This is a genomic window from Dyadobacter sp. CY326 (genome assembly GCF_021390515.1).
Lineage (GTDB): Bacteria > Bacteroidota > Bacteroidia > Cytophagales > Spirosomataceae > Dyadobacter.
In genome coordinates, this window is record NZ_JAJUXI010000003.1 from 125,420 (window position 1) to 148,045 (window position 22,626).

A 22,626-nucleotide genomic window follows, 5' to 3' on the forward strand; every position below is an offset into this window, starting at 1 on the left:
CTATGAAAAAAATCAGCATTTACTTATCAGTTTTGGCAGTGATGCTTTCTGCTGCTGGCTGTAAAATAGACAATTACCCGGCGCCGGACGCACAGCTTTTCGGGACATTTCTGGATGCAGAAACCAATGAGCCCGTGGAACAGGACATCATTCGCGGAAGCACAATTGAGTTTATCGAGCACGGTTATGCGTCGCAAACAAAGCAGGTGATGATCGTTAAAAATGACGGCAGTTACCGTAACAACCTGATTTTTGCCAACAAATATACCATCACGCCAGTCCGCGGAAATTTTGTTCCCACCGAGCCGCAGGACGTAACGGTTGCAGGTGCAACGCAGCTTGATTTTAAAGTGCAGCCTTACATTCGTGTGAAAGATGCAAAAATTGAGAAAGTTGGTTCAAAAGTGGTTGCTACGTTTAAAATCCAGCAGACTGTGATCAACAATGTGAAGAAAATTGGCCTCTACGCGCATCCCGAGCCATCCGTCGGCGAACCGATGCGAACGGTTTTATCTGATATGGAAATTAATGCCGCGACCGATCCCAATAAGGTTTACAAGCTGGAAATCGACATTCCCGCCAACAGCAACAACTTAAAATCGGGCAGCCAGTATTTTTTCCGGATTGGCGCACTAATCGACGCACCAGAATCCAAATTCAATTATGCCAAAGCTGTAAGACTAACATTATAGCGCACTTTGCCTGTTTTCCCAGGGTTGAAACCCTGGGCCAGGATATGGGTCGAGCCTACGGCTCTATTTTCTCGGAGTGAGAGCCGTAGGCTCGGCCGATATCCTAAGGACGGATTTTAATCCGTCCGATGCTGGCGCGTGAGACGCTGGCGCGTGAGACGCTGGCGCGTGAGACGCTGGCGCGTGAGACGCTGGCGCGTGAGACTTAAAAAACAACAAATTCATGAAAATCCTAAAATTCCTAACACTCTTACCTTTTCTTTCTTTCAGCTGCGATGGCGCGGATGAAAGCATACAAATAACTGAACCTAAACCAGTTGAAGAAGTTAAATATGACGACACCGGAGTGCTTTTTAAAAGCTACAAAGGGCTTGTGATGGCGGGTTATCAGGGATGGTTCACGGCTGAGGGCGATGGGGCGGAGAGGGGATGGCATCATTATCAAAAGAATGGCAAATTCGAACCGGGAGCAGCTTCCATTGATTTTTGGCCGGATGTAACGGATTATCCCAAGACATACAAGACAGCATTCAAATACAAAAATCAGGAGGCCGCGCATGTGTACAGTCCATATGACGAGGAAAGCGTTGATCTGCATTTCAAATGGATGAAAGAGCATGGCATTGACGGTGTTTACATGCAGCGATTTGTCAGCGAAGTGAAAGGTGAAAGCGGCAAAAGGCATTTTAACAAAGTGCTGGCCAATGCATTGAAAGCCTCTAAAAAATATGGCAGGGCGATCAGCATTATGTACGATTTGAGCGGTTCCAACACGGCGGATATGGATTTCATAGCCAAAGACTGGGAGGAGCTACAAAGCACTTTCAAGCTTTTTGACAACAAGGAAAATCCGCAATATCTCCGCCATAATGGCCGTCCGCTGCTGGCAATCTGGGGTGTGGGATTCAATGATGGTCGTAAATACAGCATCGCCGACATTCAAAAGCTCGTTGAAAAAGTGAAGGGTCCGACCAAAAAAGCATCCATTCTATTGGGCGTGCCCTATTATTGGAGAACGCTTGGCAACGACACGGAAAACTCGACATTGCTGCATACGGTCATCAAAAGTGCGGATGTGATTATGCCGTGGGCTGTGGGCCGCTACAATTCAACCAGTTATACGAGCGTTGCCGGGACGCATTTGCCGGGCGACATTGCATGGTGTAAAGCCAACAATCTCGATTACGCGCCGCTGGTTTTTCCCGGTTTTAGCTGGGGTAACTTGAAGAATGATAAGTCGTTATATAACCAGATCCCACGCGGGAGAGGTGATTTTTTGTGGCAGCAGATTGCCGGCGCCAAACTTTCCGGCGCTGAGGCTTTGTATGTTGCAATGTTTGACGAAGTGGATGAAGGCACAGCCATTTTTAAATGCAAAAGGGAAGGGGAGCTCCCTGAAAATGCGGACGGAAAATTCGTAGGCATTGAAGGCGATTTGAAAACCGATCATTATTTATGGCTCACCGGGCAAGGCGCGAAATGGTTTCACGGAGAATCGGGATTCAGCGCTAAGAAACCTGAAAGACCGCTTTGAGTGGATCGAAGGCATGTTACGAATGCAGAACTTCGGGCATGTCTTTCCGAAACTCTTCTCCGTAAATCCGGCTGTATTCTCTGGCGAAATTCTCGAATGTGGTTTTTGCCAGAGAATGCTTGCCCAAAAGAGCCAAAGCCTTGCATTTGATCGTCATCGCTTCTTCATTGACCGGATCAAAATAAAAGATGTAATTCGCAACTTTGATCATGAATTCGGGCTCATCGGCGACTTTTACTGAGGTCGCGTAACGCAAATACGCATCCACGATCTCATTGGAAATTTCGGATTTGAAACTATCCAGCCATTCATATTCCAGATCTGCCAGGAATGTTCCGCGTTTGCTGATTTGCGACAGCGCCACAATGTCCAGTTTTGAAAGCGCACGCTTGTCTGAAACGAGCTTCAAATATTCGGCATAATCGACGTGAATGTGCGCATAATCAATGTTAACCCGCCAATAACCGCTTTCCTTGGAAATGTGGCACCATTTGAGTTTGTCCAAAATCCCTTTCAACTTCGCAATGTTCACCGCACGATTGTTGCGGGCACTGTCCGAGCTTTTGTCGAACCAAAGCAATTCCTTCAATTTCTCAGAGCTAATGCCTTCTCTGCGAACCGAATGCAACAAAATGACAAGGAATAATTCTTTCAAAAGCGGCGTAAACAAGCGGGTAATTTCACTTCCTTCTTCATCAAACAATTGCAGATTCCCAAACAGCATAATGCTGCTCTGCAACGGCGCAGCTTTCGTTTCAATGCCTTTTTCCTGACTTTCCGGTGCGTGCAAAGGCGTCACGAGCGCGATTTCTTGCACTTCCGTATTTTCAGTGGAAACTGGAATTGAATGCGGGTCGGAAACCATCGTTTTTCGCCGCTTGTAAAAGTAAAATCCGCCAAGCAATGCAGCCAGCGCCGCAATGATCCAGAATGTGCCGGGCGATTTTGCAGTTGCCTGCTCAACGTTGGGAATTTTGCCCAAAGGAGGCGCGTAAAGCGAATAAACCGAAACTTTCGTTTGATTTTTATCCGTCCGGAAAAGCGTCACGGCAACAAACCGGCCAGTGGACTGGTCAAAAAATAAGTCCGCAAAAGACTCGGTGTCCACAAATTCATATGGGATTTTAGAGCCAACAATCTCGTATTCAGGTTTGGTGAGCGAGCCCCGGATCAGCTGCAACTCAGATTTGAATTTATCTTTTGGAAAAATTAATGCGTAAAATGTCCCTTCTTTCTCATTGATAATCATTGAATTGGCGCAAACGAAATCTTCCTGCGGTGTTTTGAGCTCGTATATTTTTTTAAAAGCTCCTGTTTTTGTGTCAAAGAAAATGAGGTCATACCAATTGCGTGGATTCAGGATTTGTCTGCCGGTTGTGCTGCCATAACCGCCCAAAATATAAGCACCGCCGTTAACTGTCCCTGCCGCTGCAAGATAACGCGGCGTAAAAACGGAATCTCGTGGATGAACCTGCTGCCATTGGCCCTTTGCCGGCTGATATTTTTGAATGGTGTTTTTATATTCCAAATGGCCATATCCGCCCAACATATAAATGGTGGAATCGGCTGCTGAGTAAAATTTATTGGCATGCAAAAAGTGTGTTTTCAGTGCAGGAACAACATTCTCCTTATCCCAACGACCTGTAACCGTGTCAAAAGATGCCACTTCTTTTTCGTTAATGGCAAGATTATAAATGCGGTTCGTCGAAGGCTCATACAGCACCTGATTGTCCATAAAAATGGACTGCTTGGCTTGATAAGCGATCTTTCTGGCCTGATTGGTCGCAATGCGATGCATTGTCAATGTGTCCGTGGCAACAATCCAAACGATTCCGGCTTTCTCATTGGCAGTGACGCGTGCCGGGCCGTCTACAACAAAGTTTTGTAACGATTGCCAATCATAATGCATCTTCTTGATCCAGAGCGGGTTCGCGACCAATCCGTCCGAATACTTCGATTCGCCGACTGCTTTGGTTCCGCTCATTTCGTCGAGCTTCCATTGAAATTTTTCAACTCCGTTTTCAAGAATAGCAACATTCCGGATCTTCATCGGCGGAACGTCCGTTGTATTGAAGTTTTTGTATTTATTGGCACCAAAAAGAATTTTATAGCAGCCATCTTTATCCAAATCGACCGTTTGCTTGAATCGCTTTGTTCCGCTGAAAACGCTCAGTGTGCCTTCGCTTTTATTAAAAACCAGCCTGATCATGTTCCAGTTTTGATAAAGCGCTTTCTCTTCAATGCCGAATGTGATTTTGGAAAACTTGTCCCCAATCACCACTTTGAATCGGTCTTTGTTCAGCGAGGAATTATCGTAAAGAATGTCAATGTTCCTCCGGTCGTTTTCGATGAGGCGAACAATGTAACCGAAATAATTTTTCTTGTGTGGTAAAAAAGAAAGCTCGAACGAGAGTTCGAAATCTTTATCAAAACAAAGCGTCTTTTCCGGCGAAAGATCCAGCCCTGTCCTTCTGTCCTGAACGGATTCAAAACTTTCAAAACCAAGGCCATAGGACTGGGCATGACAAGCATTGCCAGCTCCATTGAAAAACTGGATTGCCAGGAGAAAGGAAAGGATTTTAAAACATTCACACATAATCAAACGACCACGATCTTGCAGGGTGCTATTAAGTAAATATTAAGATTTATTTGTCACCGTTTTACTTGAACAAGCCTTTATTTGTTTCGGTCTGGTCTTACAATTCATTGATTATTAACAAAAAAGGCGCCGGAACAATGTCCGACGCCTTTCGTCTGAAATATTTTCAAAAACCTATTTTACAGGTCTTTTGAATATGGCCGCGTCAACCGGCGTGTTTATCAGCACCTTGTTGGTAATGAATGACATAGAGCCCATTTGCGCATTTGTAATGTCCATTGTGTTTGGGAATTTCACGCCTTCAACTTCCTTATAATCAGACAAGTCGATTTCGCCTGACTGGCCGTTCATGTCCACTTTCACCTTGCTGACCAGGAATGTTTCCGCATCCAGATATTCATCCATTGCAGTTCCCTCTTTGGAAGTCACTTTCAGGTGATAAACATCTTTTTTGTCCAGTTTCTCTTTGCCTATCAGCTCCACTTTGTTGCCCTTTTCCTTATAATTAACAAGGCCGCCGAATGGATCAAGAGAACCGATCTGCTGCTTCAATTGATCTGCCGGCATATCCTCAGGTTCGCCGGTGCCGCCCATTTGCGCAGGGCGAATCATCCAGCCTTTTGAGTCGTCCACAACCTGCACCATGGAATTGCCCATGATCGTCGATTCATTGCGAAGTGATTTTCCAACAACAAGAACCGTTTTAGTCGGAATTTCCATCCCTTGCACCGCTAGCGAACGCTCCGTAATGACCGTATTAATCGCTTTAATTTTGTCCATTCCGCCCAATGCAGCCACGTGTTTGTCTACAATTTCATCCACACTTTGCGCATAAGCGCTTGCCGATATTAATGCCGCTGCAATGGCGACGAACAATTGTTTTGTTTTCATAAATTGTTTGTTTGGAGTAACAGTTTTAATTATAAGTCATTGTAAGCGAAATTCTTATCTCGGAGTCGCGCCGCCTGCTGGTGCCGGGCCGGATTGTTGCCCGCCTTCGCTTTTCACGTCATCATTGTTCACCGACTTCGCTTTCCGTTTCGGCGCATCCATTGTCATTTTACCAATTTTGTAAGTAAACGTCAGCCTGAAACCGCGGTTATACATATAAATGTCGTTCACCTGGTTGAAGTTGAGCGATTGCAGTTCCGTGTGCATTTTGAAGCGTTTGCTCAGGAAGTTTTCAGCAGCCAGTCCAAGACTTGCCTTTTTGTTGGCAAATTCTTTCTTCACACCGACGGTGTAAAACCCGAATCCACCCTGGTGACCCTGCAACTGAACCTGATTTCCCTGCATAAACCCGAAAGCCTGCGCTCCCCAGCCATTTCTGAATGTGGCCTGTGAAAACAATCCGCCACTAACCACCATCCCGGAATTATCGATCGTTTTCGAAACGCCGTTTTCCAGCGTCTGTCCGCTCAGTTCGGTGTAAAATATGTTTGAGAAAATCCCGACGCTGATTTTCGTCGTCGCGGCAACGTTGGCAAACAAGTTCACGCCATATGCATTTTGCTTTCCAACATTCTCATAGGTCGTGACGATGGCTCCTGCGAGCGTGTCGGACGGCTGGCGCACTTGCGAAATCGCGTTGTTGGTCACCCTTCCGAAGAAAGTCGCATTGATGAATGTCTTTTTAATGTTCTTACTGACGCCCAATTCGAAGTTATTGGTCAATTCCGGTCTCAATTCCGGGTTACCGATGGTAATGTTCTGCGGGTTCGCCGAGTTGAAGTTTGGATTCAGCTGTTGTAAACCAGGACGTTGAATCCTGCGGTTATAACCAAGTTTGAGCGTTGTTCCTTTAATCGTTTTCGAAGCGTTGATGCTTGGAACCAGCACCCCATAATTTCCTACACCGACCGTTCCTTCATTCGTGCTCGCATCAATGAATGTATGCTCGTAACGCAATCCGCCTTTGAATGTGTAACGTTTTTTGGTTGTATAAGTGTAAGACGTGTAACCCGCCGCAATGTTCTGGTGATAGGTCAAGTCCCCGGCTGGCTGATCCGTTTCAGGACGAAAATCGCCGGTTGGATCTGCAATCAGGAAGTTGTATGCGCTCGTCACTTCACGGATGATCGCTTTTCCGCCAAATTCCAGCAACTGGTTTTTCTTGATAGGCGTCTGATAATCAGACTGCAATGTAAACTCCTGATTGATGCTTTTATTCAAATTCCGCTGACGGTTCAGCAATTCGTTGCTGCCATTCAAAATGTCCGCGTCGAAGTCATTCGTCAGGTCATTGCGGCTGTAAAGCGTTGAAATGCTCCATTCCTGTTGTGGTTTGAAAGTATGCAGATAATCAATGTTAGCATCGATTGTTCCCGAAAGGTTTTTAGAATCCACATTCCGGCTCGAATTCTCATCCATTGTTCCGCTTTTCATGATCCGTGTAATCAGATCCTGCTGGCTTCGGAAATTGCGCACACCGTAACGAACTCCGGCTGTAATGCTTTGATTTTTAGCTAAATCATAATCAAAACCAAGATTGTAATTCCCAAACAACCCACGGCTCGATCCGTCGCCGGTCTGGCGTGTTACACTTGAAACGCCGTCCACAATGCTGGTTTGTTCAAGCGTGGTTTTGGTAATCGTGTTATACATCCCGCGACCGAAACCGCCAATGGTAAAACCGGCCTTTCCCTTGCGGTAACCACCATTAAGCGACAGAATTGAACCGCGGTTTCCAATGCCGGAATCCACATTCAGATTGAGACCCTGCAAACTGTTTTTCTTGGTAATGATGTTGATAATCCCGCCCGAGCCTTCCGCATCATATTTTGCAGATGGGCTGGTGATGACTTCAACTGTTTTAATCTGGTCCGCAGGAATCTGCTTCAATGCGTCTGCAACGCTGTTCGCGATGATCGTGCTTGGTTTGTTATTGACAAGCACGCGGATATTTTGGCTGCCGCGCAGCGAGACATTTCCATCCAGGTCAACGGTTAACAATGGCACTTTGCGTAAAACATCCGTTGCGTCGCCGCCTTTGGCAGTAATATCTTTTTCAGCGTTATAAACCAATCTGTCCACTTTTTCTTCGATCAACGCCGCCTGGCCGGTCACCGTCACTTCGTTCAGCGTCTTAATGTTAGACGACAAGTTAACAACCCCGAGATCAAGCTCCTGACCTTTGTTAATGACAATGTTGTCAATGGTTTTGTTTACAAATCCAATGAATGAAATCAGGACTTTGTATTCACCGGCGGCCAGTTTTGTTAATGTAAATTTACCTTTTTCGTCCGCCACTGTGCCGTCGACGGCTTGTCCGCTTGTTTTGCTGTAAAGCGCAATGCTGGCAAATTCAATCCCTTTTGCGGAAGCTGAGTCTACGATGGAACCGGATAATCTGGCAGTTCCTTTCGGGCTTTGGTCACCGGCTGTTCCCGGCAGGGCTTTGGGCTGTGTGGTTCCGCCACCAACGGGAAATTGTGCAAATGCAGGTGTTAGAAACGACGCCAGAGTGATGAGCGTAGCAAGCAGAAGTTTTGTCATTGTTATGGGATAGTAATTATGCCATAAAAATGCAACGGAATAAAAAAACCTTATAGTAATTTATGATAAAGGCTTGATTAAACGGGATGGACGAAGCACTTGAACCGATGGAATCATTCCGCCAGATCTTTATAACCGATCAATGCGATTTTCTTTTCCTTAATCGCTGCTTTCACTTTTGGGCTAGTGAACAGGTCCGTGACGCCCTGCCTGTCTTTGGCAACATCTTCATAACCAATGTGATGAATTGCCTGCAACTCAGCATCATCGAGTCCGGGATGGTCCACAAACAAATATGTTTTGCCAGGCTGCAACTTGTCTAGCATCTTGATAAAGCTCGAAATTTTTTCTTCCGAAGTCTTGTGTGGCCCTTCGTAACCAGCGTAAGTGAGCCCGGCAGGTTCCGCGTCAATAGGGATTTTATATTCTTTCGCAAATCGCTTTGTCAATGCGCGCACTTCCTCCGAAATGCCCGTGCAGCCCATATGCGATGAAATGTGGCTGATGGTTGGCAGTTTCTTCAATGCGAGTTCAATTTGTGCACGCAGCTCTTTTTCAACGTCTTGGATTTTCCAATTGTTTTCCAGAATCGCGCGTTTCGGATAATTTTTATTGGCGCGCACCATCGGGAAAAAATACCCGTCTTCGTCAACAAGGCTCGGGCAGTTGGAAACGGGTCGCCATTTGACATTGTCCCACTCACTCGTCAACGCGAGATGAATGCCAATGTCCGCTCCCGGATTGTCTTTCAACATTTGAACAGCTTCCGGAAACCACGGCGATGGCACAATGATCTCTATGGAAGTTTGAAAGCCTTCTTTAAAACATTTTAAAAGCGCCAGATTCCCCGAATGCGCGTAACCCATATCATCGCCACGCACAATGAGGCGCGGCGCATTCTGCGCGAAAACGGCGCACGAAAACAGCAGGATAGCAATTGTATGATAAACTTTTGACATAAAATTTTGGTAAAAAAGTTGAGAGCTTATAACCACGTGAACGGGTCACCGGACGCAATGTGCGTGACCTTAATGCCTTCCAGTTTGGGTTGCAGCCAATCGACGAACAGCTCCATTCCGGGCTCCTCACTTACGGCATGACCGAGAATGATCAATGCTGTTTTCCCGCCAAGCAAATTGCTATCACGCACATATTCAGCCGTTTCCCATTCGGAAAGTTCGCCAACGATCAGCACATCGGGTTTGTCTTTTTCAACAGCGGTTACATGTCCTTTTCCGCCAGAAGCGCCGGGCATAAGCGAAATGCGTTCGCAACGCTTTTTGAGATCACCGATTACGCGCAACTGTTTAATGCCCAATGACTTTTTCAAATGCTGCGCCAGATTCTCGAGTGTAATCGCAGGAATTGTAAATGTCGTTTCGTCTTTTGGATAATAGGACGTCCAGTTCAGTTTTTTGGCAACGCCATACAAAACCTGATCTGGAGTTAAGGAATGGCAATAGTCGTGAAACCGCCAGATTGCAATTTTGTGCTTGTCGAGCAATGCTTTTTTCTGTTTGACCACGGCATTGTTTGGCACCCACTCCAGGTCATCCCGGTGATTGTAAAACGTCGGCTCATGCGCGATAATGAAGTTGGCATTCCGTTTTGCAGCTTCTTCAATCACTGTGATCGTCGCGAACATTGTCGTGATAATGCCCGTCACCTGCTGATCCGGTGAACCCGATTTTAGCGTGTCAACCGTGTCTTTGATGGGCGTTAGTTTGCCCTCTTTCAAAACCAGGTCCATAATGTCCTGAACGGTGTAAGATTTTTTACTGGTTGGCGAAATGTGGGCTTCTGCATGCGCCAGGCTCGTTAACGCCATCGCTCCAGCCATTTTCATGCTTTGGATCAGAAACTTTCGTCTATCCGCGGACAGGTCATTCGTGATTAAATAACGGTGTTTCATTGTTGGTCTGAGAAAATTTGGCGGGAAATGGAGCACATTGGGTTTTTACAAATATAGGAATAGGAGAAATAATTAGGACTAAACTTTGAATGCTAGCAAGAAATTGATTAAAATGTAATTGCCTGAAACGCAAAACAGTTTGAATGTGATCAAAACCGCACTTCGTCTCAAAACCGCATTGATCCTTTTCCTGGGAATGGGGCTCTTTTCCTGCGGCCCTGATTTGCCCGAGGATGTGGAACTTGCCTATGCGGCGTTGCCGGAGACGCTGGATTACAATCAACATGTGAAGCCGGTTCTTTCTGACAAGTGTTTCGCGTGTCACGGGCCGGATAAGGCAAAACAAAAGGCAGGTTTGCGTCTGGACATTCGGGAAGCAGCATATGGAGCGCTTCCCGAAAATAAGGGGAAGTTTGCGATCGATCCTGGTAATCTGCAAAACAGCGAAGTGTTTCACCGGATCATTTCCCAAAATCCAGATTATTTGATGCCGACGCCGTCCTCACATTTGTCTCTGAATGCGAAGGAAAAAGCCATTTTGATCAAATGGATCAAGGAAGGCGCTGAATATAAGCCACATTGGGCATTTGTAAAACCTGTAAAAAGAACGCTTCCGAAAGTTGAAAACCAGGCTTGGATCAAAAACCCGATCGACCACTTCATTCTGGCAAAACATGAAGAAGAAAAACTAAAACCGTCCTCAGAAGCTGAAAAGGAACTGTTGCTGCGCAGGTTATCTCTCGATCTGACCGGATTGCCGCCGACCATTCCGGAAATTGATGCGTTTCTAAGTGATAAATCAGCCAATGCTTACGAAAAACAAGTTGACCGACTCCTGCAATCGCCGCACTACGGCGAGAAAATGGCAGTCGATTGGCTGGATCTGGCCCGGTTTGCAGATTCTCATGGTTACACCGTGGACAGGCTGCGCGACATGTCGCCTTACCGCGATTGGGTGATCAATGCATTCAATAGCAACTTTCCTTATGACAAATTTTTGCACTGGCAGCTCGCTGGTGACCTTATGCCAAAACCCAGCAGAGACATGCTCATTGCAACCGCATTCAATCGCAATCACCAGCAAAATATGGAGGGCGGGATCATAGAAGAGGAGTTTCAAACCGAATATGTTGTGGATCGGACCAACACATTTGGTGATGCAATGCTCGGGTTATCAGTCGGTTGTGCCAAATGTCATGACCACAAATATGATCCCATTTCGCAAAAGAATTATTACGAGTTGTTCAGCTTTTTCAACAATGTAAAAGAAGCCGGGCAAATCTCCTGGGACGATGCACTGCCCACGCCCACATTAATGTTGCCGACCGATGAAGAGGAGAAAATGCTGCGATTTTTGAGGTCACAGGAAGCAGAACAGGTCAAACGCATTGAAACTATAAAAGAGGCGGAAACGGGCAGCTTTGATAAATGGATTGACACCAAAGCTTTTAAAAGTTTAGGCACAGAAAAAATCCCTTCAGCTGGTTTACAAGCTCATTTTTCATTTGATAAAAATACATTGACTAGCGATGTAAGCACAAAACAAATCGGGACGATGAAGCGTGAATCGGGCCAGCCAGGCGGTAAGCCCATATTTGCGGCACACGGTCACGGCAAAGCAATCCGGTTTGATGGGGATGTCTTCCTTGATTTGGATCAGGTGGGCGTTTTTCGGAGATCGGAACCATTCAGTATTGGAATTTGGGTGAGCATTCCCGCAGCGATGAAGGAAGGCGTGATTTTTCACAAAAGTCAGGCTGAGCGCCTTTACAACTTTCGTGGTTATCATCTTTATCTCAAAAACAACAAGCTTGAACTGAACATGGCGCACACCGCGCCTTCGAATGCAATCACCAAAATTTCCAAGAACGACATTCCCCGGGATCAGTGGATTCAGTTAACGATTACTTATGACGGTTCGTCAAAAGCTGCGGGCTTGAAGCTTTATATAGATGGAAATGAACAGGTTATGCGAACGGAAACGGATCAATTGACGAAGGACATTCTATTCAAAACCAAAACGCAGCCAGGATTGCAGATAGGAGCGTGGTGGCGCGGAATGGGCTTTAAAGATGGCCTGGCTGATGATATTGTGGTCTATAACCGCGAGCTGACGCCTTTTGAAACAAAGATTTTGGCGCAAAAATCAGATTGGAAGACATTTGTCTTGAAAGATCCGAATGCGCTGTCTGACAATGAATTAAACATCCTTAAAACATATTTCGCATCCGCAGTTTCTCCCAAATTGCAAGTTGCTAAAACTGAACTCCGCAAGATCCGGACGGCCATCGCCGATTCGACAGAAAATATTCGTGAGTTAATGGTGATGCAGGAAATGTCGAAACCGAAGAAGGCCCATGTTTTGCTTCGGGGGAATTATGATGCTTTCGGCGAAGCGGTTTTTCCAAATACGCCAAAATCAATTCTGGCTTTCCCTGCGAATTTACCCAAAAACAGATATGGCCTGGCGCAATGGCTGACCAGCAAAGACAATCCGCTCACGGCGAGAGTTGCGGTGAACCGGTTTTGGCAAAATTTCTTTGGGACCGGGATCGTGAAAACGACGGAAGATTTTGGTAATCAGGGAGAAATGCCGAGTCATTTGGCATTGCTCGATTGGCTGGCGATTGAATTCCAGGAATCGGGCTGGAATGTTAAAAAGCTGAACAAGCTCATTGTAATGTCCGCCACTTATCGGCAAAGGTCCGAAACGACCCGGGAAGTGCGGGAGAAAGATCCTGAAAACCGCCTTTTGTCACACAGTCCGGCCAACAGACTCAGCGCTGAAATGATCCGTGACAATGCACTGGCTGCGAGCGGGTTAATGAATAAGATGATCGGCGGCAAAAGCGTCAAGCCTTACCAGCCAGATGGCCTTTGGGAAATTAACAACACCAATTATCAACGTGATTCGGGCGCGTCGGTTTATCGGAGGAGCTTATATGTGATTGTAAAAAGGTCCGTTCCCAATCCGACGCTCTCAACTTTTGACGCCACTTCGAGGAGTTCTTGCGTGGTAAGGAGGCAAAAAACGAACACGCCTTTGCAAGCTTTGGTGACGCTGAACGATCCCACATTCAACGAAGCGATGAAAGTAATGGGCCAGCAGATGACGCTGCAAGCAGATCCAACAGAAGCAATCAGGACGACTTACCGGAAGTTGACTGGCCGAAGACCGTCGCAGCAGGAAGTTGCATTGCTTTTGGAATTGAGGAAAAAACAACTGGACAAGTTTCAAAAAAGTCCCCGCAAAATGGCAGGCTGGCTCGCGGAAGGACAGTTTAATGTTGATAAAAAACTAAATGCCGCACTGATTGCTGCAAATGCGGTCGTCGCGAGCACGATATTGAATTCGGATGCATCCTTAAACAAGCGATGAGCATGGAAAACCATCATCAAGAGCCATTCAGGATCAACAGCCCTGAATTTGACATACTTAATAAAAAGCTCGAACGGCGCAATTTCCTGGTGAAAACTTCACTGGGTTTGGGTGCATTGGCGATGGGGTCGTTGTTTGGCGCGCAGAAACTTTTCGGTTCAGGCGCTGTAAAGAATGCAGACAATGGCGCTGCTCTGGAACAGCAGGTTTTGAAAGCCTTGCCGCACATTGCGCCCAAAGCCAAGCGGGTGGTCTACCTGTTCATGGCTGGCGGACCGTCGCAGTTTGAGACATTTGATTACAAGCCCAAATTGGTAAATCTTGCCGGCCAGAATTTGCCCGATTCTGTGAGAAAAGGTCAGCGGCTGACGGGAATGAGTGCTAATCAGAGTGCATTGCCGATTGTGCCGTCGATTTATGGATTTAACCAGCATGGCAAAAACGGGACCTGGGTGAGTGAATTAATGCCTTACACAGCCAAGGTTGTGGATGAATTGTGTTTGATAAAATCCATTCATTCCGAGGCGATTAACCATGATCCTGCGATCACTTTTTTCCAAACGGGCAATCAACTTCCGGGCAGGCCATCCATTGGTTCGTGGGTTAGTTACGGGTTAGGGACTGATAATCAAAATCTTCCCGCATTCATTGTTTTGGTTTCAAAAAACGGCTCCAAAGATCAGCCATTGTATGCGCGGCTTTGGGGAAATGGATTTTTACCATCCAAGCATCAGGGCGTTCAGTTCAGATCGGGAAAAGATCCGGTGCTTTTTTTGAACAATCCCGAAGGTTATGACGGTGCTGATCGTAAAGAAATGCTCGATTATCTAGCCAAATTGAATCAGCTTCAAAACGAGCCATATGGCGATCCGGAGGTTGACGCGCGCATTGCGCAATATGAAATGGCGTTCCGCATGCAAACTTCCGTCCCCGAAGTGATGGACACGGCTGGCGAACCTGATGATGTTTTTGAGCTTTATGGTCCAGATAGCAGAGATTCCGGAACATATGCGGCCAATTGTATTTTGGCAAGAAAGCTTTTGGAAAAGGATGTGAAATTTGTTCAGTTGTATCATCAGGGCTGGGACAATCACGGCGGATTGCCAAAGGGAATCGCGCATCAATGTAAAAACACCGATCAGGCCACGGCAGCATTGATTATGGACCTGAAACGCCGCGGTTTGCTGGAAGATACGCTCGTCGTTTGGGGGGGTGAATTTGGTAGAACGGTTTATTCGCAGGGCAAGCTCACGGCCGAGGATTACGGACGCGACCACCATCCGCGCTGCTTCACGATGTGGATGGCCGGGGCAGGCGTAAAGCCTGGAATCAGCTTCGGCGAAACGGACGATTTTAGTTACAACATTGTGAAGGACCCCGTTCACGTGCATGATTTTCAAGCGACATTGATGCATTTGATGGGCGTTGATCACGAGCAATTGACTTACAAATTTCAGGGCAGAAGATTCAGGCTCACGGATGTGCACGGCAAGGTTGTGAAAAGCATTTTGACATAAAACATGGTAAATGCAACCGTTTTCCAGCAATTTGTGTCAGGAGTTATTATGCGCAAAATCAGCTTTTTACTATTTGTAATGATCGGAATGCAGTTAATGGGTTGTAAAACTGCTGAATCAACAATCGCGATTCGGGATTTCAAAAACCATGATCCAAGCGCCGCAGACCACATTCTGTTTCTTGATTTTGAGATAACCAGGCGCGGCAAAAAGACGGAAGTGGTGGAATTGGTCAACGCGGTTTCGGGGCGTGGCAAAATGAAAAATTTGGTGGCTCCGGTGCAAAGTCCATATCAGATTCGCGTGCTGCCCACTTATTCGTCTGATCGTCCGGAAACAGAAATGGCCTTCGAGCATCCACTTTACAGATCTGTTGAAGTTGCAAGCCAGGACGGGAGGTTGAGTAAGCATGATCTTTCGGCAACACAAGGCACGTTATCAATTCGCGTGCAAGAAGATAAGGCACTGGAAAAGATAGAGTTATACAGCATCACACCAGAAAAAGGCAAAACAAAAATTTACACGCTAAACTTGAAACAATGACCCGATTTTTTACCCTCATTCTATTTTTCGTTTGCTTTAATTGCTTCTCGCAAAATTTCAAAGTTGACACCATTCATCAGTCAGGCTCCATCGACAAGCGGATCAATGTCGTGATTTTGGGAGATGGATTTACCGAAGCGGAGCTGCCCAGGTTCAAGGAACAGGCACGGCTTTTTGCAGATTTTTTCCTCGCCTACACACCTTATAACACTTACCGCAATTATTTCAACTTTTTCTCCATCCCAACTCCTTCAAAAGAAAGCGGCGTAAGCAACCCGGGAACCGCGCCCGATGCGTATGCTGATCAGCCGGTGGGAAAGAAAGACACATATTATGGTGCAAGTTTTGGCGAATCCATTCACAGGCTGGTGACGGTCACAAAATATCAGGCGTTGAGCAATGTGTTAGCATTCAATTTTCCATCTTATGATTTGGTGGTTTTGCTGGTGAACACACCATTTTACGGCGGCTCGGGTGGCTCCATTGCTGTCCACACATTGCATTCAGCCGCGAACACGATTGGCGTGCATGAAATCGGTCACACATTTTCCTATTTGAATGATGAGTATTGGGCCGGGCCGCAATATGGCTGGGAGGCTGCAAATATGACGGCGGAAAGCAATCCCGAACTTGTGAAATGGAAAAACTGGCTGAATGAGACCAATATAGGCGTTTTCAAGCATGGGGAAGGGGAGGCAGCCAAATGGTTTAAGCCTACGGAAGACAATTGTTTGATGGAATTTTTGGACAAACCATTCTGTGCCGTTTGCAAGGAAACAACGACCGAGCGGATTTTGCAGGTTGTCAATCCAATTGATAAAATGACACCCGACACGACGGAGGAATCGGTACTTTCAGAAGATGCTAAAACATTCAAAATTGACCTTGTCGAGCCTGAGCCTAACACGCTTCAAATCCTATGGTCGTTGGACGGAAAACCCATTAAAAGCAGCGGTAAAGAGATAAGTCTTAGCATGGCAGACCTTTCGGCAAACGCCGGATTGCTCACCGCGTCTGTTTTTGATTCAACACATTTGAGCAGGCACCCTTATGCAAGAGGAGAGCGGACGCGCATGGCGCAATGGAAACTCGTTCGCAGCTCCGCGCCGCAGATTTTCAAGTTGCGGGTTTCGGATGCCAGCATTTGTCCGGGAGAATTTACCATGCTCACCACATCCGGATGCGTCGGAAACGTCAGCTGGTCGACCGGGGAAACCGGAGCTTCGATTAATGTGTCGCCTCAGCAGACGGCAGATTTTACGGCAACTTGCAAAACCACAGGCCAGCCCGACGCGAGCCTGAAAACCAGGATCAACGTTTTCCCAAAACCCGAAGCAACGGCGTCCAACACAGGACCCTATTTTGAGAAAGCCACTATTGAAATTTCGGCCAGCGGTGGCTCGTCTTACTATTGGACTGGCCCGGACAACTTTCTGTCGCAAATTCAGGTTTCGCTGATCGAGAATGCGACTGTCAAGAATTCAGGTGTTTACGAAGTGCGTGTTGTGGATTTGAATGGTTGTGCGGATACAGCGCGGACGGAAGTGAAAGTGGAGCCAATATTGGGTGCAGAAAATCCAGTGAACACATTGGTTAGGGTTTCTCCCAATCCGGCAAAAGGCTTTGTCAAAGTAAGCACAGCGCAGGGCGGCGAATCAGTTTTCACAATGTTCGACATGAATGGTCGCAAAGTGGTTGAGAAACGCTTTATGCTTCAAACGGACATTAATGTGGAAGGAAAAAGTGCGGGATTGTATTTGTATAAATTCAGCAATGGGGAAAAAGAGATTTCGGGAAAATTGCTGATCCAATGAATCCTTTCCAAGGCTGTAAAAGCAAAAAGTCTCCGATCGGAGACTTTTTGCTTTTATTCACTAACCGACTTTGGCTTGCGGCCCACTTTGGTCCGGTTGCGTATTTTGTCTGGCCGCGGACGAATTTCTTTATCTTGAAAATACAGCTTTAAGGATTCCAGGATAATGTCTTTTTGCGTCAGCCCTTCCCAATATCCGTAATCTTTCATGTTTTCCATTAAAATGTAATCACAGTCAAAAGTTACTTTGGTGGGCGCTCCATCTGCAACCTCATTTTGTTTGTTGTCGATCTCTTCGTGGATCTCAGCAACCCGGGGAAGCGGCGCAAAATCAAATTTCCTTTCCTTAGCCATTGTGTCAGTTATTAATTCGTTCTAAAATCTCTTTCGTTAGCTTGTAATAATCTTCGGCGCCGTTGCTGTTGGGCGCGTAGTCAAATATTGTTGTGCCATTCGCCTGCGCTTCCGACAGCGCAATGTTGTCACGAATGTATGATGTCATAAAAACGTCGCCCAACTGTTCCTTCGTCGCACTGATCAGTTCGTGACTGATTTTCTTTCTGATCTTAGGGTTGTAACGCGTTGCAAATACACCACCCAGATTTGTGCTCGGACTGATCTTCTTGATCTCCGCCGAATACACGAGAAAGTTGCGAAGACCTTCATAACTCAAAAACTCAGCCTGCAACGGAACATAATATTGATGACACGAAACCAATGCCAACCGCGTGTTTCCATACAATGCCGGCGGGCAGTCGATGATCACAAAATCGTAGCGGTCTTTCAACTTTTCCAAAGCAATTTTCAAGTTGAATGGAAAAATCGGCGCCGCCTTAATCGTGTCTTCCCGGTGAATCAATTCCGCCGATCCGGGCAGCACATCAATGTCTCCAACACGCTTGACAATCTCGTCAAATTCATATTCGCCGGTGATGAACGAGCCGCTGTCTTTTTTCAGTCCCGCATGAGTTATGCCGAAACTTTTGGTAAGACTAGCTTGTGCATCCAGGTCGATAACCAACACTTTCGCATTGGCAAATTTGCTGAGACCGGCAGCAATGCTTTGAGCGGAAGTGGTCTTTCCCACGCCGCCTTTGTTGTTGACAATACTGATGATTTTCATTTAAAAGTATTATATGTATAAAATGTTAATAGTTTATCTCATGTCTGATATGTAAATAAACGTAAAATAATTTTATACCTAATCTTTGTGAATAGAAAGTCTCAAAAGTTTTTGTCTTTGTAAATGTATAAATCTTTTTAAAAGAATAATAAGTATTAAATGAATTTATTTTTGCTGCTTTTTTAATGCTTGGTCAAGGCATTGATTTTTAGCGGTTTGTTAATTTACAAATAAAAAAAGAGCCACTGAATGTGGCTCTTGAGTTTGGTTTTGTTTGTTTTAAAGAGCTAGACGACTGGTTTGGCAGCCGCCGCAGCTGGTTCGCTCGCCAATTTCGCAGTAACGTTTTTATGAATACGATACATCAGAAATGCTGTGATCACCACTGCGGCAACAACAACATTGCCAAGCGTTGGATAATGTTCGATGAACCCTGTGCTTGTTTCAGAGACGATAAACCCAGCTAAAAGCGAAGCGAGTCCGCCTGCAATTTGCTGGATCGAGGAGTTGATTCCCATGAATGCGCCCCGGTCTTGCGGTTCAGGAACTGCTGTCATCAATGCAGATGCGGAGATCATACGACCCGTAATTCCTACAAATAGCAGGACATTCAAAATGATTATAATCCAAAGCGGCGTAACGCTGAGGTTGCAATATATCAATGTCATCACGCACGTGATTGCAGAGCCTGCCAAGAACACTTTGTATTTGCCAAGCTTGTCGCTGAGCTTACCGATGAACGGACTAAACGCCAACATGCAAAGGCCCGTGATCATATATAATGTTGGCAATTGCGATTCCTCGATCCCAAGGTTGTTTACACCAAAAGCCGTCCCGAAAGGCATGAGCATGAACCCGCCGGTTGCCAGTAAAGTTGTCGCCGCAAATGCCTGCAAATATGATGGCCGGGAGATTGTTTTGCCCAAATGTTTGAATGCATTGCTCTGCGACTGGATTTTCAAATGTGCATTAATCGGCTTCATATAAGTGAACACGAGCGCCACCACGATCAGGCTCAATCCAACGATCATCAGAAACGGTGCATGCCAGCTGAATGCTTTGGCAAGATAAAGGCCGATTGGAATTCCCAAAACCTGGCTGCTCGCAAAGGCCATTTGAACAAAACCCATAACGCGTCCCCGGACATTAATTGGGAACAAGTCTGTAATAATTGCAAAACTAATGGAACCAATAACGCCGCCAAACAAGCCAGTGAACACGCGGGCCATTAGCAAAAAATGATAGCTAGGAGCAATGCCGCAAAGGAATGTTCCCACAATAAAGCCGCAATAGAAGAACAGAAGGAGCTTTTTCCGATCAAACTTGTCCGCAAATCCAGCGGTGAGCAGGCCAGCTGCTCCCGCGCTGAACGCATATGCGGAAACCACCAACCCAAACTGGCTCGTGCTGATATCCAGCTTGTCGAGCAGGATGTAGCCCAGCGGTGAAAGCACCATAAAATCCAGGACAATGGTGAATTGCAATGTGGCAAGAATGGCTATAATGAATTTTTCATAGCTTGTAAATACGCTTTTTTTGGTTTCTGTCATGTCGTGAAAGTTTAGATTTTAGTCAGTTAATTCTTCGCAAGCGTAACCTGCCTGCTTTACAAGGTGAATGACGGGCGCATGGTCCGCGTGCGTCGCCTCAATGCGCAGCACATTGTCGCAATCCGACAGATCCACATTCCATTTCAAGATTTCGGAGCATCCGTTGAGCACGGGCGTTAGTGATTTTACGTCTTTTTTCTTGTTTATATTGGTGCGGAAAACCAATATAAACAGTTGATTGTCAAAGTTATCTCTCATACTCGGCTAATTTAACGGCGTATAAAGTGACGATTGTGGTCAAGGTTTCAGGGCCTTGATGACCAAACCCAGGGTCAGGTTGATTTTTTCTTCATCAAACACAAATGGCGGTCTGCCCGGCATGCTCGACTTTGATATGTGAAACTTCACCAATTGATAAAGCGGGGCAAATGCAATGGACCAGTAAATTTCAACAGGCAATGGGATAAGTTCCTCTCTTTCAATGGCCTTATGCACAAACCGAGACATCGCATTTAAAAATCGCATGTCCATCGTTGAGCGGTCGATCAGTGGCGAATGCTTAACCTGCTCCATAAAACTCATGCTGATCGGATTCTCGAGACAATAATTCATTCGGTTAAGCCACTGGATTTTCAAGCCTTCATCAAAATGCGATTCCGGATCAAAGTTTACCAATGTTGCCTCAGCCATTTTCTTGGTTTCTTCCGTATAAAGCTGCTGGATCAAATCCTCGCGATCTTTGAAATAAATGTATATCGTCGCAACTGAAACACCGGCCGATTTGGCAAGCTTATGCATGCTTAATCCATCAAATCCGTGCGCAACGATCATTTCAATCGCTTTTTCACGGATTAATGCTTCCTTATTTACGTCTCTTGTTCTCAATTAGTGTCATTGTTTTCCATTTCGATGCAAATATAAATGAACGTTCGTTTATTTATTAGATGAGACTCAATTGTTTTTGTTGGCGTAAACATCTTCTAGCTAAACCGGCAGTGTGACAACAAAGTTCTCGACAATTTTCTTATTATAACCTTTATAACCTCCTTGAAAATCCCGACCAGCGACTGCGATAAAAGCGGCCATTCTCGGCGAATTCAATTGCTGCAAAAGGGCCTCATAATCACCATCGTATTTGATGAAATAACCCGAATAGACCGTCACATCAGAGTTTTCGTAAAGCACAAAATTGGGAGCGAGGTTCATCGGCGAAAAGATAATCTTCTTTCCAAATGCGCTATCCAACCCCTGCGCACGCCCGAAAGCATACCAGGCAACTGCATTAGGCTTCCCATTATCACGACGATCGAGCTGCGGTTTTACTTTAAGCAAATAGGAGAAAGTTTGAGGGAATTTTTCTTGAAGGATATTTTCCGCGATAATCCGTTGTTTTCCAGTGCTGTCTTTCAAGTAAGGGAACAGGATAAATTCGGTGACGGGATCGTTTGAATGCTTTATTTTTGATGCTTTAATGATGGGTTTGAAAATTTCCTTTTCAAGATAAACTTCCATCCCACGCTTATTTTTAGCCAGGACGATTCCCTGATCTTCGCTAATAATTGTAAACAGATAAAACGGATCAGCGAGTGTCGTTACGCCTACGGAAATCTTGCAAATATCTCCCAGTCTCACACCGGCAATTTGGTCAAAAGCATTTATAGAAAGCTGCCAGGGGCGGTTTTGGTCGAGTTCTGCAAATGCGATTTGCCTGCTCTCATACTGAAAGTTGCTGTTTACGCATTGCTCGAATCGGAGTGTATCTTGTTGATTTTTACCAAATATTGTGATGGCGGAATATGTGGCCGTGTTGCCGAAAACCGGCACTGCACCGAAGTTTGTGATCTGCAAAAGATTTTGATTTCCTTGAAAATAGGAGCGAAGCGGCTTTCCCGTTTCCGATGTGAAGAAGCCATTCGGTGTGATGAATCCGCAAACACCATTAGGCGTCAGTAATTTAGAAGCCAATTCAAAAAACGCCATATACGCGTCCGTGGAGCCTGTTTTGCAAAAAGCAAAATTGACTTGAATGGATTTTCTTTGCGTAATAGGCAAATGTTGGATGCGGATATAAGGCGGATTGCCGACAATAAAATCGAATTTGGAAGAATGTTCGAGCTGTTCGAGTGCATCACAAAGTTGAAGATTCCAGGGAATAGAAATGCGTAGCGGTGCTGTAAGTGCGTTTAAGTTTTGTTCACAAAGTGCAAGTGCCTCAGCGTCAATATCCCAACCATAAATCTGTTTTAAACGCTGGGGAAGTTCGTCGGCAGGGGCAGTTTTGATCATATGCGCCGCAATCGGAACAAGAAAACGCCCATCGCCACAAGCAGGGTCGAGGATCTTTTTATTGGTTAAATCAGCATCGTAAAAACCCGAGTCGCGCAGTATTTTTTCGACTATATGAGCGGGTGTGTAAATTTGTCCAAGCAGTTTTTTCTTGCCGTAAGTGCGTGTTTGTGAAGCCATTAA

17 protein-coding genes are annotated in these 22,626 nt (G+C 45.8%); 6 read left to right on the forward strand and 11 right to left on the reverse strand.

The genetic code is table 11. The annotated features are described in order from the left end of the window. Nucleotides 1-2 precede the first annotated feature (2 nt). Both LZG73_RS04995 and LZG73_RS05000 read left to right on the forward strand, forming a co-directional pair. Nucleotides 3-692, forward strand: coding sequence for a DUF3823 domain-containing protein (locus tag LZG73_RS04995; protein WP_233846620.1), 690 nt, complete (start codon nucleotides 3-5; stop codon nucleotides 690-692). Nucleotides 693-915: 223 nt separating this feature from the next. After that, on the forward strand, nucleotides 916-2,226 hold the full coding sequence (locus LZG73_RS05000) for a glycoside hydrolase family 71/99-like protein (RefSeq protein WP_233846621.1): 1,311 nt from the start codon (nucleotides 916-918) through the stop codon (nucleotides 2,224-2,226). Nucleotides 2,227-2,242: 16 nt separating this feature from the next. Here the strand turns inward: LZG73_RS05000 and LZG73_RS05005 are convergent, their stop codons facing one another. The 5 genes from LZG73_RS05005 to LZG73_RS05025 all read right to left on the reverse strand — a co-directional run bounded on the left by LZG73_RS05005 (nucleotide 2,243) and on the right by LZG73_RS05025 (nucleotide 10,232). Beyond that, nucleotides 2,243-4,822: a galactose oxidase gene (locus LZG73_RS05005; RefSeq protein ID WP_233846622.1), complete on the reverse strand. Its 2,580-nt coding sequence runs from the start codon at nucleotides 4,820-4,822 to the stop codon at nucleotides 2,243-2,245. A 177-nt stretch (nucleotides 4,823-4,999) separates the two neighbouring features. Further along, nucleotides 5,000-5,716 (reverse strand): outer membrane lipoprotein-sorting protein, encoded by a 717-nt coding sequence (locus LZG73_RS05010; RefSeq protein WP_233846623.1) that lies wholly within the window; start codon nucleotides 5,714-5,716, stop codon nucleotides 5,000-5,002. A gap of 54 nt (nucleotides 5,717-5,770) precedes the next feature. Beyond that, nucleotides 5,771-8,320 (reverse strand): TonB-dependent receptor domain-containing protein, encoded by a 2,550-nt coding sequence (locus tag LZG73_RS05015; protein ID WP_233846624.1) that lies wholly within the window; start codon nucleotides 8,318-8,320, stop codon nucleotides 5,771-5,773. Between the two features lie 113 nt (nucleotides 8,321-8,433). Next, nucleotides 8,434-9,279 carry a polysaccharide deacetylase family protein gene (locus LZG73_RS05020; protein WP_233846626.1) on the reverse strand — a complete coding sequence of 282 codons (846 nt, stop codon included), beginning with the start codon at nucleotides 9,277-9,279 and terminating at the stop codon, nucleotides 8,434-8,436. A gap of 26 nt (nucleotides 9,280-9,305) precedes the next feature. Further along, complete coding sequence (locus LZG73_RS05025) at nucleotides 9,306-10,232, reverse strand: Nif3-like dinuclear metal center hexameric protein (RefSeq protein WP_233846628.1); 927 nt, start codon at nucleotides 10,230-10,232, stop codon at nucleotides 9,306-9,308. 196 nt (nucleotides 10,233-10,428) lie between these two features. On the opposite strand from LZG73_RS05025, the gene LZG73_RS05030 reads away from it, so the two are divergent. The 4 genes from LZG73_RS05030 to LZG73_RS05045 are packed head-to-tail and all read left to right on the forward strand — an operon-like array spanning nucleotide 10,429 to nucleotide 17,485. Next, nucleotides 10,429-13,611 carry a DUF1553 domain-containing protein gene (locus LZG73_RS05030; protein WP_233847523.1) on the forward strand — a complete coding sequence of 1,061 codons (3,183 nt, stop codon included), beginning with the start codon at nucleotides 10,429-10,431 and terminating at the stop codon, nucleotides 13,609-13,611. Nucleotides 13,612-13,613: 2 nt separating this feature from the next. Further along, nucleotides 13,614-15,128, forward strand: a complete 1,515-nt coding sequence (locus tag LZG73_RS05035; RefSeq protein WP_233846630.1) for a DUF1501 domain-containing protein — start codon at nucleotides 13,614-13,616, stop codon at nucleotides 15,126-15,128. A gap of 3 nt (nucleotides 15,129-15,131) precedes the next feature. Further along, nucleotides 15,132-15,671: a hypothetical protein gene (locus LZG73_RS05040; protein ID WP_233846631.1), complete on the forward strand. Its 540-nt coding sequence runs from the start codon at nucleotides 15,132-15,134 to the stop codon at nucleotides 15,669-15,671. Then, nucleotides 15,668-17,485, forward strand: coding sequence for a M64 family metallopeptidase (locus tag LZG73_RS05045; RefSeq protein ID WP_233846632.1), 1,818 nt, complete (start codon nucleotides 15,668-15,670; stop codon nucleotides 17,483-17,485). The genes LZG73_RS05040 and LZG73_RS05045 overlap by 4 nt, the downstream gene beginning before the upstream one ends. A gap of 53 nt (nucleotides 17,486-17,538) precedes the next feature. On the opposite strand, the gene LZG73_RS05050 is transcribed toward LZG73_RS05045, so the two are convergent. The 6 genes from LZG73_RS05050 to LZG73_RS05075 all read right to left on the reverse strand — a co-directional run bounded on the left by LZG73_RS05050 (nucleotide 17,539) and on the right by LZG73_RS05075 (nucleotide 22,623). Further along, on the reverse strand, nucleotides 17,539-17,838 hold the full coding sequence (locus tag LZG73_RS05050; RefSeq protein WP_233846633.1) for a hypothetical protein: 300 nt from the start codon (nucleotides 17,836-17,838) through the stop codon (nucleotides 17,539-17,541). A gap of 4 nt (nucleotides 17,839-17,842) precedes the next feature. Next, nucleotides 17,843-18,607 carry a ParA family protein gene (locus tag LZG73_RS05055; protein ID WP_233846634.1) on the reverse strand — a complete coding sequence of 255 codons (765 nt, stop codon included), beginning with the start codon at nucleotides 18,605-18,607 and terminating at the stop codon, nucleotides 17,843-17,845. Between the two features lie 287 nt (nucleotides 18,608-18,894). Beyond that, entirely contained in the window at nucleotides 18,895-20,157 is a 1,263-nt protein-coding gene (locus LZG73_RS05060; protein ID WP_233846635.1) for an MFS transporter, read from the reverse strand. An 18-nt stretch (nucleotides 20,158-20,175) separates the two neighbouring features. Continuing rightward, a complete protein-coding gene (locus LZG73_RS05065) occupies nucleotides 20,176-20,415 on the reverse strand; it encodes a hypothetical protein (RefSeq protein WP_233846636.1) in 240 nt (79 codons plus the stop codon). A gap of 39 nt (nucleotides 20,416-20,454) precedes the next feature. Then, entirely contained in the window at nucleotides 20,455-21,042 is a 588-nt protein-coding gene (locus LZG73_RS05070; RefSeq protein ID WP_233846637.1) for a TetR/AcrR family transcriptional regulator, read from the reverse strand. A 99-nt stretch (nucleotides 21,043-21,141) separates the two neighbouring features. Continuing rightward, nucleotides 21,142-22,623: a class I SAM-dependent DNA methyltransferase gene (locus tag LZG73_RS05075; RefSeq protein ID WP_233846639.1), complete on the reverse strand. Its 1,482-nt coding sequence runs from the start codon at nucleotides 22,621-22,623 to the stop codon at nucleotides 21,142-21,144. Between the last annotated feature and the right edge of the window lie 3 nt (nucleotides 22,624-22,626).